Origin of the sequence: Sphingomonas ginsengisoli An et al. 2013 (assembly GCF_009363895.1) — a bacterium.
Classification (GTDB): domain Bacteria; phylum Pseudomonadota; class Alphaproteobacteria; order Sphingomonadales; family Sphingomonadaceae; genus Sphingomicrobium; species Sphingomicrobium ginsengisoli.
This window is the reverse complement of record NZ_CP045434.1, coordinates 57,490-70,370: the sequence shown is the minus strand read 5'-3', so window position 1 is coordinate 70,370 and position 12,881 is coordinate 57,490. Positions and strand designations below refer to the sequence as shown.

Below are 12,881 nucleotides of genomic sequence, written 5' to 3'. Positions count from 1 at the left end.
GCTAGCGCGCCTCCGGGGATGGCGCGTCGGGCGACGTCGCCGCCCCGCCGGCCAGATAGGGGTCGGGGTCGGTTAGCGGCTCCTGCGGGACCGCGTGGTCTGCCTCGTGCGTCGCGGCATATTCGCCGGCCTCCGCTTCGTCGTCTCCTCGCCCGAAGAACCGCTTGATCCGGCGCCACAGCGCCGCCACCGCCACGGCCACGATCACGAAGCCCTTCTTGAGGAACACGAATAGCAGGCCCAACAGCCCGACCTTCTTCGCAACCGCCAGCCCGGCCCCCGCCGCGACCAGTCCGGCGAGACCGAAGTCGGCCTTCTCGTCGGTCTGAGGATTGAAGTCCGCATAAGCCGCGCCCGGTGCGAAGCTGACCGTCTTGCCGAGGTCGACCGCAGCGGTGCGAATGGCGGGCAGGTCGTCCATGCCCGCGATCATGTTGAGCGACAGCACGCCAGTTCGGGCGAGCTTGCGCACATCGTAGTTGAGCGTGTCGCCGTTGACGTCCTCGAAGCGGATGTCGCGAGCCCAGATCAGCGCCTTGCCTGCCGCGTCATATGACGGCTGCTGTGCCCAGCCGACCAGGTGCGCCGGCGCGAAACCGCCCTTCTTGCGCTCAGCATTGTTCTCCTCGGACGCCTGCTTGAGGTCGGCGAGGAGCTTGTCATAGTCCTGGCTCGCCGCGTCGGCATCGTCGACGTGGCCGGTGTTTTCATATTCGACCACCGCGCCCCAGCTATCGAAGACGTGCCCGCCCTTGGGCATCACCAGGCCGAGGATGCCGTCCGCGGCGGCGGGGGGATTGCCCCAGGCGTCGACGATGATCCGCCGCGCTTCGTCGGGCGCATAAAAGACATAGCGATCGCCCAGGTTGAGGCTCGCTTGCGCTCCGGGCACCGTGATGCTGCCACTTTGCGGATGAAGCGATTGCTCGAACCTGGCCGCGGCCGCTTTCTCCTGCGCGGTCGGCTCGGAGGCGTTCGCCCCGGCCAGTGCAGGCATGGCGGTGCCGAGCGCGGCAAGCGCCGCAATCCATCTAAGCATGACTAGTCCCCCCCGTTCGAACGATGGCCGAACGTTGCGAGTGGATAACAAACTCGCGCAATTGTCAAAGCGTCTGGACAACGAAAGTGCGGTGCCGCTTGTCGTGCCGCTCGCTCTGACTTAGCTGCATGACAGCATTCAGGAGCACCCACCCATGCCCACCGCCGCCCGCGACGCCGTCATCGTCTCCACCGCCCGTACCCCGATCGGCCGCGCCTACCGCGGCGCATTCAACGCGACCCCCTCGCCGACTCTGACCGCCCACGCGATCCGCGCCGCGGTCGAGCGTGCGGGCGTCTCGCCGGAGGAGATCGAGGATTGCGTGATCGGCGCCGCGCTCCAGCAGGGCGTGCAGACCACCATCGGCCGCACCGCCGCGCTGCGCGCCGGGCTCGGAGTAGGGGTCGCCGGCATGTCGATCGACCGCCAGTGCGCCAGCGGCCTGATGGCCATCGCCACCGCCGCCAAGCAGGTCATCGTCGACCGCATGGACGTCTGCGTCGCCGGCGGGGTCGAGAGCATCAGCCTTGTCCAGACCCCCGACATGCGGGTCGGCCCGGACCCCGAGCTGCTGGCGATGCACAATGCGGTCTACATGCCGATGATCCAGACCGCCGAGGTGGTCGGCAAGCGCTACTCGGTCAGCCGCGATCGCTGCGACGAATATGCGCTGCGCAGCCAGCAGCGCACCGCTGCCGCGCAGGCCGCGGGCAAGTTCGACGACGAGATCGTCCCCGTCACCGCGCGCATGGCGGTCAAGAACAAGGAAACGGGCGAGACCTCGATGCAGGAGGTCACGTTGGCGAAGGACGAGGGCAACCGCCCCGAGACCACGCTCGAGGGCCTCAAGTCGCTGCAGCCGGTGATGGGCCCCGAGCAGATCATTACCGCCGGCAACGCCAGCCAGCTCTCCGACGGCGCCTCGGCCTGCGTCATCATGGATGCGAGCTGCGCCGAGAAGAAGGGCCTCGAGCCGCTCGGCCGCTACCTCGGCATGGCGGTCGCCGGGACCGAGCCCGACGAGATGGGCATCGGCCCGGTCTTCGCGGTGCCCAAGCTGCTCAACCGCTTCGGCCTCAAGGTCGAGGACATCGGCCTGTGGGAGTTGAACGAGGCCTTCGCCGTCCAGGTGCTCTACTGCCAGGACAAGCTCGGCATCCCCGACGAGCTGCTCAACGTCAACGGCGGCGCGATCTCGATCGGCCACCCCTACGGCATGAGCGGCGCCCGCATGACCGGCCACGCGCTGATCGAAGGCAAGCGCCGCGGCGCGCAATATGTCGTCGTGACGATGTGCGTCGGCGGCGGCATGGGCGCGGCGGGATTGTTTGAGGTCCTGTAGCGCCGAGCTTAGTGACACCGGCGCGCAGCGCCGCTGTCACTAAGCGAGAGACGCGAAAGGCCGGCCGACGGCCAGCGCAGCTGTGTCGATCGACGTCACGGGATTTACTCCCGTGACGGCCGCCCCGCTTGTGGTAAGCAGCACCCCATGACCGGCGTGAACCTCCTCGCCCTCGCCGCCTCGACCAGCCTGCTGGCCGGTTGGCGGCTCTACCTTGTCACTTTCCTCACTGGCCTAGCGATGAAGCTCGGCTGGCTGCCGTTGCCGACGCAGCTCCACGCGCTCGACGTGTTCGCCAACAATTGGGTGCTGGTGCTGTCGGGAGCTGCGGCGGTGTTCGAATTCTTCGCCGACAAGATCGCCTGGGTCGACAGCGTGTGGGACACGATCCACACCCTCGTCCGCCCGGTCGGCGGGGCCTTGCTGAGCCTGGCGATCGTCGATCCGAGCCGCCCCGAATGGCAGGTCGCCGCCTTCCTGCTCGGTAGCGGCGCGGCGTTCGTCGCCCATGCCGGCAAGGCGGGTGCGCGGACCCTCGTCAACGCCAGCCCCGAGCCGTTCAGCAACATCGCCGTCTCCACCGGCGAGGACGTCGCCACCGTCGGCCTGATGGGCCTTGCCATCGCCAATCCGATCGCCGCGGCGCTGGTCGCGCTGATCCTCGTGCTCGCCTCGCTCTGGCTGGTGGTCGCCGCGCGGCGCTTCGTCCGCCGCCTGCTGCCCCCGCCGGTGGCGCGAAGCGCACCCCGCGGGGCGCAGACTGGGCCACCTAAGCCATGACCATGCTCGCCGCCAACCGCTCGATCGCCGCCGCGCGTGCCTGACGCCCCCGCGCCGGGCAGCCGCGCCGCGCACCCGCGCTGGACCCTGCTCGCCTGCATTCTCGCCTCGTCGCTGAGCTTCGTCGAAGGCTCGGTCCTGAACGTCGCCCTTCCCGCCATCCGCGCCAGCTTCAAGGCGGGGGCGAGCGAGGTGCAGTGGGTAGTCAACGCCTATCTGTTGCCGCTGTCCGCGCTGCTGCTGCTCGGCGGGGCGCTCGGCGACCATTACGGTCGCAAGCGCCTGCTGATCTTCGGCACCGCGATGTTCGCGCTGAGCTCCCTGGTTTGTGCGCTAGCCCCCGGGCTCGAGTGGTTCCTCGCCGGCCGCGTCCTCCAGGGCATCGGCGCGGCCTTGCTCCTCCCCAATAGCCTCGCGTTGCTCAACGCCACCTTCGACGGCGAGGAGCGCGGGCGGGCGATCGGGATCTGGGCCGCGGTCGGCGCCGCCGCCGCCGCCATCGCCCCGCTGATCGGCGGCTGGCTGGTCGACCATGTCGGCTGGCCAAGCATCTTCTACATCAACCTGCCGCTCGCCGGTGGTGCGATCCTGCTCGCCGCCTTGTTCGCGGCAGAGAGCCGCAACGAGGGCTCGGCGCGAACCGACTATCCCGGTGCCGCGCTCGCCACGCTCGGCCTCCTCGGGATCACCTACGGCCTGACCCTGTGGTCGGTGCAGCTCCGCTTCACCCCGCTGATCGTCGGCCTGCTGGTTGCCGGCGTCGCCCTGCTTGGCGCCTTCCTGTGGTTCGAGGGGCGGCGCGGCGACAAGGCGATGATGCCGCTCGCCATGTTCGGCAACCGCTGCTTCGTCGGCACCGATTTGATGACATTCTTGCTCTACGGGGCCTTCGGCGCGGTGATGCTGCTGCTCCCCTACGTGCTGATCGAGGCGGGACGCTATTCACCGCTTCAGGCCGGGTTGGCGCTGACCCCGCTGGCGGTGATCATCGCGGTGATGTCGCCGATCATGGGACGGCTGGCGGCGCGGATCGGCGGGCGTCTGCCGCTGACCGCCGGGCCGGTGGTGGTCGCCGCCGGCCTCCTCCTCGGGCTGCGGATCGAGGCCGGCGGCAGCTATTTCGCGCAGGTCTTCCCCGCTGTCGTGGTGATGGCCAGCGGGATGGCGCTGGCGGTCGCGCCGCTCACCAGCACCGTCCTTTCGGCCGTCGACAAGAAGCACAGCGGCACAGCCAGTGGCCTCAACAGCGCAGTCGCCCGAACCGGTGGCCTGATCGCCACCGCTTTGCTCGGCGCGGTGCTCGCCGCGGGGGGCGAGGCGCTGGTCGGCCATTTCCACGGCGCCCTGCTGGTCAGCGCGGCAGTGTGCGTGCTGGCGGGGCTGGTAAGCTGGTTCACGGTGGCCAGCAGCAGCGGAAAGGCCGAGGCGTAGTCGCCACGTCACCCCGGACTTGATCCGGGGTCCCGCTTCTTTCCTCAAAAGCCAAAAAAGCGGGATGCCGGATCGAGTCCGGCATGACGGCACTCGTCACACAAATAAGAACGGCCGCCGGAGCATCTGCCCCGGCGGCCGTTCCATTGTCTTGCTCGGTGAGCCGAGCCGTTAAGCGAATACCTCGTTGGAGGCAGTGCTCACCGACTTGGGACAATGAGACATCTGACCACCTCCTTTCGTTCGTTGACGATAGGAGGAATGTGGTCGGACGCGCCTTAATTTCAAGCGGTTAGCCCCGCGGCTATTTTGGCCGGTGATCGACCGTCGCCTCGCGGCGCTTGCCCGCCGCGATCGCCGCATGCTCGGTCAGGCGGTCGGCCAGGTCGAGCGCGGCCTCAGGCGTGAGCGCGATGCTGACATGGTCGGGTCCATCGAGGAGAACCCGGCCTTCTTCGGACGAGACGTCGCTCGGCCGGCTGTAGGTGTTTCTCATCATCATGAAGGTTGGACGACGGACGGGCGACATCTGTTCCCGATGTTGCACCGCCGTTATGGCGCGCTTGCCCAAGGCGCGTCTTGGCGGCCACACTCCGCCCCGCCGATCATGGGGAGAATCGCATGTTGCTGAGCCTGCTCGCCGCCGCCGTCGCCTCTTCGACCAATGTGGATTGCGCCACGGCCGTGCCTGCTTTCATGGCCAGCTACGCCGCCGATCTGCAGGCTGGCAATCGCGCGGCGATCGCCGGCCGCTACAGCGCCGGCGGGGCCTATTCGCTGGGCTATGAAGCCAAGAGCTTCGACAGCGCCGCCGCCATCGCCCGCCGCTATACCGGCGCCGAATGGCAGAAACCCGACGCCTTTGCGTGGCAGGCGCTGAGCGTCGAACAACTCGGCCCGGGCGCGTGCCTCGCTACCGGCGGCTTTCGCTGGACCCAGGGCGCGGGGTCGATGGACTTCGCTTATACCGCCGTCCTGCGTGCCGAGCCTGCGGGGCTCCGCATCCTGCTCGAGCACGAGAACCCGCTGCCGAAAAAGTAAGTCATGGTCAGGGAAGACGACCCCTTGCGGATCTCGCTGAGCCGTGAGACGTTACATCATCCCGCAAGATGGAGGTCGATGATGAGCATGGTCCTGACCCGCACCGCACCCGACGCCGCGCCGATGATGGAGATGAACACCACTCCGCTGATCGATGTGATGCTCGTCCTCCTCGTCATGCTGATCATCACCATCCCGCAGCAGACCCATGCGGTGAAGCTTTACCTACCCACCGGCACCCCGCCCACCGAGGAGCTCAACCCGCTCAAGAACAAGGTGGTGGTGTCGGCGACCGGCGGTCTGTTGTTCAACGGCCGCGCGGTCGACCGTCTGCAGCTGCAGGCACTGCTGACCGCCTCCGGCCAGCTCGACCCCGAGCCAGAGCTGCAGCTCCAGCCCGAAGCCACCGCACCCTACGGCCCGGTCGACGAAGTCCTCGCCATGACCCGCCGCGCCCAGCTGACCCGCCTCGGTTTCGTCGGCAACGAGAGCTACGCGCGGTTCTGAGAACCTCCCCGTTGCGAAGCAATGGGGGGGGACCGCCGCCGACGGCGGTGGTGGAGGGGCCCGCAGCGGACGTCGCCGAACTTTGATGGTAGAGAAGACAGCACCCGCGCAAGTTTGGGAGCGTCTCGTTGAAACAATTCGATGGATATCTGGCGATCGTTCGCGCCATCTCACGGGACCCCGAGAAGCAATTGATCGATCATTGGTTCGATGAGGACAACTTTGGAAATTTCTACATCGGATATTCTGTTAGCGAGCAGAAACGGTCGATCATTTGCGAAAAAGGGCAGATTATGTCGTGTTCCGACCTGCTTCAGGAGGGTAACTGTTCGGTGATCCATGAGTGGCTTGGCTACGTCGACGAGCAAGTCCTTTTGCACTCTCTAAACCTGCAGTGAGCTCGGTGCGCGCCGCCTGCCTCGCCCCTCTCCTCCTCGCGCTGGCCTCTTGCGGCGGGGAGCGCGCGCCGCCGCCATCGCGCACTTTCTCCGGCTTGCCCGTCAGCGGCACACTCGCCGATGCCCGCCGGCTGGGCTTCACCGCCTGCCGTCCAGACACCACCGACATGCGTTGCCGCCGAGAGGGCGTGATGTTCGCGGGGAAAGGGCCGTTCAGCGCCGCGGTCGACCTCGTCGGCAGCGACGGCGGCGGCGGCTTCGACCATCTGACCTTGTGGCATGACAGCGACCAGAGCGCGCTGGTCGGCGCGGTCGACACCCTGCGCGACCAAGGCTGGAGCGAATGCCTGACCCCGGCTGGCGAGCATTGGCAGGGCGAGGCGATCTACCAGCGTCGCGGCGCGCCGGTCTTCGTCGCGCTCGACCTCAGTTATTGGAGCAAGCGTCGGCTGACCGTCTATCCCGCCACCGCGGGCAGCATCCCGACCTGCCGCCCGAGCTGACCGTCCTCAGAACAGTCGTCCCCCCACCGGAACGTCCTTGCTTGGGCTGACCAGCACCACCTTGCCCGCGGCGTCGGGAAAGCCGAGCGTCAGCACCTCGCTCATAAACGGCCCGATCTGCCGCGGCGGGAAATTCACCACCCCCGCGACCAGCCGGCCGGGCAACTCGTCGAGCACATAATGCTCGGTGATCTGCGCCGAGGAGCGTTTGATGCCGATCGTCGGACCGAAGTCGATTGTCAGCTTGTACGCAGGCTTACGCGCCTGCGGGAACGGCTCGGCGGCGACGATCCGCCCGACCCGGATGTCGACCGCGAGAAACTGGTCGAAGGTGATCACGGGCGCCGCCGGGGCGTGGGTGTCGTGGGTCACGTGCATCGCCTCAGGCCGCCTCGCCCTGGAACTGGAGCCGCGACAGCCGCGCATAGAGGCCGCCGCCGCTATTCAATTCGGCGTGGGTCCCCTGCTCGACGATCCGCCCGCCTTCCATGACCACGATCCGGTCGGCAGCGCGGACGGTGGCCAGGCGGTGCGCGATGACCACCGTGGTGCGGGTCCTCATCAGCCGCTCGAGCGCTTGCTGCACCGCCGCCTCGCTCTCCGCGTCGAGTGCGCTGGTCGCCTCGTCGAGCAGCAACAGCGGCGCGTCGCGGAGCAGCGCGCGGGCGATCGCCAGCCGCTGGCGCTGCCCGCCCGACAGCCGCGCCCCGCCCTCGCCGAGGAAGGTGTCGTAGCCTTGCGGAAGCGCCAGAAGGAAATCGTGGGCGTTGGCGGCGCGGGCAGCGTCCTCGATCTCGGCCTCGCTCGCGTCCCACCGGCCATAGCGCAGATTGTCGCGGGCCGAGGCGGCGAAGATCACCGTCTCCTGCGGGACCAGCGCAATCCGCGCCCGGACCTCGCCCGGATCGGCGTCGCGCACATCGACCCCGTCGACCAGCACGCGTCCGTCCTGCGGATCGTAGAAGCGCAACGCGAGCTGGAACAGCGTCGACTTGCCGGCGCCCGAGGGTCCGACCACCGCCACCGTCTCGCCCGGCGCGACCGCCAGACTGACGCCGTGGAGCGCCTTGTCGTCGGGCCGCGTCGGATAGCGGAATTCGACCTCCTCGAAGGTCAGGCTGCCGCGCGGCGGCTCGGGCAGCGCCACCGGCTGCGCAGGCGCGCGGATCTCGGCCCTGGCCGCGAGCAACTCGCCCAGCCGCCCCGCCGCGCCCGATCCGCGCAGCAGGTCGCCATAGGTCTCCGACAGCGCGGCGAAGGCCCCGCCGACCAGGACCCCGACAAACACGAAGGAGGCGATGGCGCCGCCCGTCATGCGCCCGGCGCCGACATCAAGGGCGCCTTCCCAGATCACCAGCACGATGGCGCCGAACAGCAGCGAAATGAGCACCACGGTCATGACGGCCCGCAACCGCATTCGCAGCAGCGCGGTGCCGAAGGCGCGCTCGACCGTGCCGCCGAAACGGGTTTCCTCGCGCCCCTCCTGACCAAATGCCTGCACGATCCGCATCGCGCCGAGCACCTCGGAGATGTTGGCACCGACGTCGGCGATCCGGTCCTGGGTATCGCGCGACAGCTTGCGGACCTTGCGACCGAACAGGAGGATCGGACCGAACAGTAGCGGGATGCCAATCAGAAGCAGCCCGGCGAGCTTTGGGCTCAGCGCGAACAAGTAGATCACGCCGCCGATCCCGGTGACGATATTGCGCAACGCGACCGACACCGAGGAGCCGACGACCTGTTCGAGGATCGCCGTGTCAGCCGTGAGGCGCGAGGCGATCTCCGACGGGCGGTTCTCTTCGAAGAATCTCGGCGGCAGCGTGAGCAGGTTGCGCTGGACCTGGCGGCGAAGGTCGGCGACCGTTCGCTCGCCCAGCCACGAAACGAAATAGAAACGGCAGCCAGTGGCAATCGCAAGCAAGACGACGGTCGCGAGCAGGAGCTGAAAAGCATGGGTCACGGCGGCATTGTCAGCCGAGCCGTGCGCGAAGCCGCGGTCGATGACCCGGCGAAGTCCCCACGGGATCGCCAACGTCGCGCCCGAGCTCACCACCAGCGCAAATAAAGCGGCGGCGATGTGCCCCGGATATTTGGCGGCGGCGGCGAAGACCAGTCGGAGGTTGCCAAGGTTGCGGCTGGGCTTGTCCTTGGGGTCGGCGCCGGTGGGAGCGGTCGCAGTGGGGGCGGTGGCCATGAGCGCGCGATTAGCAGGAGCAATCACGTTCACAAAGCGTGGCGACCGATCCACGCTGGCACGGTTGGTGACGCCTTCCCAACGAACGATGTTGCAGTGCAACCTTTTCCCCGCCACACCGCTTAACCAATATAACGATGATCGAGACCTGATGCTCTACGACGCGTATGAAGTGCAGCGTTCCTGGCTTGCCGGGGCAAGCCGCTGGGCCGATCTTTCCGCCAGCTGGCTGAACAGCGCCGCCAACCCGCTGCGCTACACCGGCATGAGCCCCTACATCGCCGCCAGCCTCGACGTCTTCGCCCACGCCGCCGCGCCGCGCGGCAAGCCCTGCTTTGACCTCCATACGACCGTGGTCGACGGCAAGACGGTACCGGTGCGCGAGGAAGTGGTCCTGCGCCGCCCGTTCGGCCAGTTGAAGCATTTCGCCCGCGACGGCGCGCCCGCTGGCCAGCCCAAGCTGCTGATCGTTGCCCCGATGTCGGGGCACTACGCCACGCTGCTGCGCGGGACGGTCGAGCGGATGCTCCCCGGCCACGACGTTTTCATCACCGACTGGCAGGACGCCAAGCTGGTGCCGACCGCCAAGGGACGGTTCGATCTCGACGACTATATCGACTATCTGGTCGACTTTCTCGGCGTCATCGCCGAGCGCGACGATGGCGAGGCCGCGCACATGCTGGCGGTGTGCCAGCCGTCGGTCCCGGCGCTCGCCGCGGTGGCGCTGATGAACGCCGACGGCGATCCCGCTTCGCCTAAATCACTGACCATGATGGGCGGGCCGATCGACACGCGCGAGGCGCCGACCGCGGTCAACACGCTGGCGACCGAGCGCCCGCACGCCTGGTTCCAGCAGAACGTCATCGCCACCGTCCCCGGCATCTATCCGGGCGCCGGGCGCAAGGTCTATCCGGGCTTCCTCCAGCTCGCCGGTTTCATGACCATGAACCTCGGCAGCCACCTCCTTAGCCACTATGAGATGTACAAGCATCTGGTGGTCGGGGACGAGGAAGGCGCCGACGCCACCCGCGCCTTCTACGACGAATATCGCTCGGTCTGCGACATGACCGCCGAATTCTATCTGCAGACCGTCGACGTCGTCTTCCAGCGGCACGCGCTGCCCAAGGGCGAGATGACGCATCGCGGCCGCCCGGTCGATCCGGGCGCGATCACCCGCACCGCTTTGCTCGCGGTCGAAGGCGAGCGCGACGACATCAGCGGGCTCGGCCAGACCAAGGCCGCGCTGACCCTCGCCACCGCGCTGCCCGAGACGAAGAAGCAGTATCTGATGGCCGATGGCGTCGGCCACTACGGCATCTTCAACGGCCGCAAATGGCGCGAGCGCATCGCCCCGGTGGTCGAAGAATTCATCACCCGCAACAGCTAGGTCGGCCGCGGCCGGCGCGGCCGCGCCGGGTTGGCTCCAGGTTTTGAGTAGCGAGCGGGGCACGCCAGACTGCTCCCGATCGATCGGGCACTCCTGATTGCTAGGCCCAGGCGTCGTCTCACGGCCGTTGATCGACGGCCAGCGCACGCTGCCTGAGCGACCTCGGCAACGCTGACGCGACCCCCGCCTGATCCCATGACCGCGCATCAAAAAAAGGGGGCGGCACCTTGCGATGCCGCCCCCTAGGTTCATCGGGATGGGTCCCGAGTGAAGTGCTTGCTTAAAGCTACCGGTTAGAAGCTGCCGTAAGCCTCGTTGCCGACAAAGCCCATCTTGGTGACCTTGGCCTGCTTGGTCACCACCAGCACCTGGTCGACCAGCTCGTAGCGGGCGGCCGGGTCGGGCTGGAGGTGGAGCTCAGGCTCCGGGTTCATCTGCTGGGTGATGTCGAGATACTGGCGCAGCTGGGTCAGCTGAACCGGCGTCCCGTTCCACAGCACGGCGCCCTCCGGCGTAACCACGATCTTGTTCTTGATCGGGTCGATCGGCGGCGGGGTCGAGTTGTTGTTCTGCGGAAGGTCCAGCTTCACCGCGTGAGTCTGGATCGGGATGGTGATGATCAGCATGATGATCAAAACCAGCATGACGTCGATCAATGGAGTCGTATTGATCTCCATCATCGGTTCGCCTTCGGCGTTGTTACTGGTCGTTTGCATCGCCATGGCTGGCGGTTCCTTTCATCAAGCCCTGTTCAAGCGCGGCGAGCCGCAGTCTCTTACAGGCGGCCTGCGCTGTAACCCGGAGGCGGTTCGGAGATGAAGCCGACCCGTGCGAACCCGGCCCGCTGCATGGTGAAGATCGCTCCACCGACGCAACGATACTGGGTGTTGATGTCCGCGCGGATGTGCGCCTCGGGCATGTTGTCTTCGTTGAGGTTGTCAGGTCCGCCGGCCGCATCGACCGCCGCCTTGAGCTTCTTGACCGAAAGGTCGAGCAGTTCCTGCGAGTTGACCTTCTTCATCCCCCAGTAAACGCCGCAGCTGCCGTCCTTTTCGTTGCGCACGGACAGCGAGACGTTCTCGGGCTTGGTTTCGGTCGGGATGTAGGCGACCTTGGGCAAGGTCAGCGGAACGGTCTCGACCACCACCGGGATGGCGATCAGGAAGATGATCAGGAGCACCAGCATCACGTCGACCAGCGGCGTGGTGTTGATGTCCGACATGGGGACGTCTTCGCCCTCTTCCTTGCCGACTGTCATTGCCATGGGGGTGTGGCTTCCTTCTTAGCGTGCATCAGGTGGGACCGGCGGCACGCCGCCGGTCCCGAGACTTCCTGCGTGCTTAGCGGCGATCCACCGTGGTGGTGCCGGTGCCGCCGGCCTGCTGGCCGGTCGAGGTCTGACCGGCGGTCAGCGGCGGCGTGCCGGCCGGGGTCGGCGCAGCGGCAGTGCGGGTCTGCGAACCGCGGGCGACGGTGGCCGAACCGGCAGCAGCGGCGCCACCGGCGATCATCGCCGGCTTAACCTTGCCTTCCGACATGATGTAGCCGTGCAGGTCGTTGGTGAAGGCCGCGAGGTCCTCCATGATCGACTTGTTGCGGCGGATCAGCCAGTTGTAGGCGAGCACGGCCGGAACCGCGACGACCAGGCCGAGCGCGGTCATGATGAGCGCCTCACCGACCGGACCGGCGACGGTGCCGATCGAAGCCTGACCGGCCGCACCGATCTTGATCAGCGCGCGGTAGATGCCGATGACGGTGCCGAACAGGCCGATGAACGGCGCGGTCGAACCGACGGTCGCGAGGAAGGCGAGGCCCTCACCGAGACGGGCGCCGATCGAGCCCTGCGAACGGGCGAGGCTATTGGCCATCCAGTCGTGCTGGTCGATCGGGTTGGTCAGCTTGCCGTGCTGGTCCTGCGCGACGAGCGCGTCGTCGACGATCGCGCGATAAGCGCTGCGCTGGTCGAGCTTGCCCGAGGCTTCGCGGAGGTTGGCGCTGTTCCAGAAGCTGGAACGGACCTTCTTACCCTGGCTGATGATCTTCTGCTGTTCGAACAGCTTGGTGAACAGAATGTAGAAGGAGAAAACCGAGAACGACACCAGGATGATGAAGACGGTCCAGCTGATGACGCCGCCTTCCTTCAGCGCCTGGAACAGGCCGTAGGGGTTGTCGCCTGCGGGCGCCGGGGCTCCGGCGGCGGCGGCGGTCAGCACAGTCACGAAGCTCATAGTGCGGTTCCTTGAGTTAAGTCTTTGAACG

15 protein-coding genes are annotated in these 12,881 nt (G+C 67.3%); 8 read left to right on the top strand and 7 right to left on the bottom strand.

The features are described 5' to 3' along the window. Position 1 precedes the first annotated feature (1 nt). A complete protein-coding gene (locus GCU42_RS00355) occupies positions 2 to 1,039 on the bottom strand; it encodes a DUF2167 domain-containing protein (protein WP_114228871.1) in 1,038 nt (345 codons plus the stop codon). A gap of 154 nt (positions 1,040 to 1,193) precedes the next feature. On the opposite strand from GCU42_RS00355, the gene GCU42_RS00350 reads away from it, so the two are divergent. The 3 genes from GCU42_RS00350 to GCU42_RS00340 all read left to right on the top strand — a co-directional run bounded on the left by GCU42_RS00350 (position 1,194) and on the right by GCU42_RS00340 (position 4,592). Next, the gene (locus GCU42_RS00350; protein WP_114228870.1) at positions 1,194 to 2,381 is read left to right on the top strand and encodes an acetyl-CoA C-acyltransferase; all 1,188 of its coding nucleotides are present in this window, start codon (positions 1,194 to 1,196) and stop codon (positions 2,379 to 2,381) included. 147 nt (positions 2,382 to 2,528) lie between these two features. Continuing rightward, the gene (locus GCU42_RS00345; protein WP_114228869.1) at positions 2,529 to 3,161 is read left to right on the top strand and encodes a DUF4126 domain-containing protein; all 633 of its coding nucleotides are present in this window, start codon (positions 2,529 to 2,531) and stop codon (positions 3,159 to 3,161) included. Positions 3,162 to 3,197: 36 nt separating this feature from the next. Beyond that, on the top strand, positions 3,198 to 4,592 hold the full coding sequence (locus GCU42_RS00340; RefSeq protein WP_240309558.1) for an MFS transporter: 1,395 nt from the start codon (positions 3,198 to 3,200) through the stop codon (positions 4,590 to 4,592). 304 nt (positions 4,593 to 4,896) lie between these two features. Here GCU42_RS00340 and GCU42_RS00335 read toward each other — a convergent pair whose 3' ends face one another. Continuing rightward, complete coding sequence (locus GCU42_RS00335; protein WP_168713089.1) at positions 4,897 to 5,163, bottom strand: hypothetical protein; 267 nt, start codon at positions 5,161 to 5,163, stop codon at positions 4,897 to 4,899. A gap of 50 nt (positions 5,164 to 5,213) precedes the next feature. On the opposite strand from GCU42_RS00335, the gene GCU42_RS00330 reads away from it, so the two are divergent. The 4 genes from GCU42_RS00330 to GCU42_RS00315 all read left to right on the top strand — a co-directional run bounded on the left by GCU42_RS00330 (position 5,214) and on the right by GCU42_RS00315 (position 7,041). Further along, on the top strand, positions 5,214 to 5,633 hold the full coding sequence (locus tag GCU42_RS00330; RefSeq protein ID WP_114228867.1) for a hypothetical protein: 420 nt from the start codon (positions 5,214 to 5,216) through the stop codon (positions 5,631 to 5,633). An 87-nt stretch (positions 5,634 to 5,720) separates the two neighbouring features. Then, the gene (locus GCU42_RS00325; protein ID WP_114228896.1) at positions 5,721 to 6,140 is read left to right on the top strand and encodes an ExbD/TolR family protein; all 420 of its coding nucleotides are present in this window, start codon (positions 5,721 to 5,723) and stop codon (positions 6,138 to 6,140) included. Between the two features lie 128 nt (positions 6,141 to 6,268). Continuing rightward, positions 6,269 to 6,538, top strand: a complete 270-nt coding sequence (locus tag GCU42_RS00320; RefSeq protein WP_114228866.1) for a hypothetical protein — start codon at positions 6,269 to 6,271, stop codon at positions 6,536 to 6,538. Continuing rightward, entirely contained in the window at positions 6,535 to 7,041 is a 507-nt protein-coding gene (locus GCU42_RS00315) for a hypothetical protein (RefSeq protein ID WP_240309557.1), read from the top strand. The genes GCU42_RS00320 and GCU42_RS00315 overlap by 4 nt, the downstream gene beginning before the upstream one ends. Before the next feature lie 6 nt (positions 7,042 to 7,047). Here GCU42_RS00315 and GCU42_RS00310 read toward each other — a convergent pair whose 3' ends face one another. Then, on the bottom strand, positions 7,048 to 7,419 hold the full coding sequence (locus GCU42_RS00310; protein WP_114228865.1) for a tRNA-binding protein: 372 nt from the start codon (positions 7,417 to 7,419) through the stop codon (positions 7,048 to 7,050). Positions 7,420 to 7,423: 4 nt separating this feature from the next. Further along, the gene (locus tag GCU42_RS00305) at positions 7,424 to 9,235 is read right to left on the bottom strand and encodes an ABC transporter transmembrane domain-containing protein (protein ID WP_114228864.1); all 1,812 of its coding nucleotides are present in this window, start codon (positions 9,233 to 9,235) and stop codon (positions 7,424 to 7,426) included. Between the two features lie 151 nt (positions 9,236 to 9,386). Between GCU42_RS00305 and GCU42_RS00300 the strand changes: the two genes are divergently transcribed. Further along, positions 9,387 to 10,622 (top strand): polyhydroxyalkanoate depolymerase, encoded by a 1,236-nt coding sequence (locus tag GCU42_RS00300; RefSeq protein WP_114228894.1) that lies wholly within the window; start codon positions 9,387 to 9,389, stop codon positions 10,620 to 10,622. A 293-nt stretch (positions 10,623 to 10,915) separates the two neighbouring features. On the opposite strand, the gene GCU42_RS00295 is transcribed toward GCU42_RS00300, so the two are convergent. From GCU42_RS00295 to GCU42_RS00285, 3 genes are all read right to left on the bottom strand, one after another. Further along, complete coding sequence (locus tag GCU42_RS00295) at positions 10,916 to 11,338, bottom strand: ExbD/TolR family protein (protein ID WP_114228893.1); 423 nt, start codon at positions 11,336 to 11,338, stop codon at positions 10,916 to 10,918. A 59-nt stretch (positions 11,339 to 11,397) separates the two neighbouring features. Continuing rightward, positions 11,398 to 11,886 (bottom strand): ExbD/TolR family protein, encoded by a 489-nt coding sequence (locus GCU42_RS00290; RefSeq protein WP_114228863.1) that lies wholly within the window; start codon positions 11,884 to 11,886, stop codon positions 11,398 to 11,400. Positions 11,887 to 11,962: 76 nt separating this feature from the next. After that, entirely contained in the window at positions 11,963 to 12,850 is an 888-nt protein-coding gene (locus GCU42_RS00285) for a MotA/TolQ/ExbB proton channel family protein (protein ID WP_114228862.1), read from the bottom strand. Positions 12,851 to 12,881 lie beyond the last annotated feature (31 nt).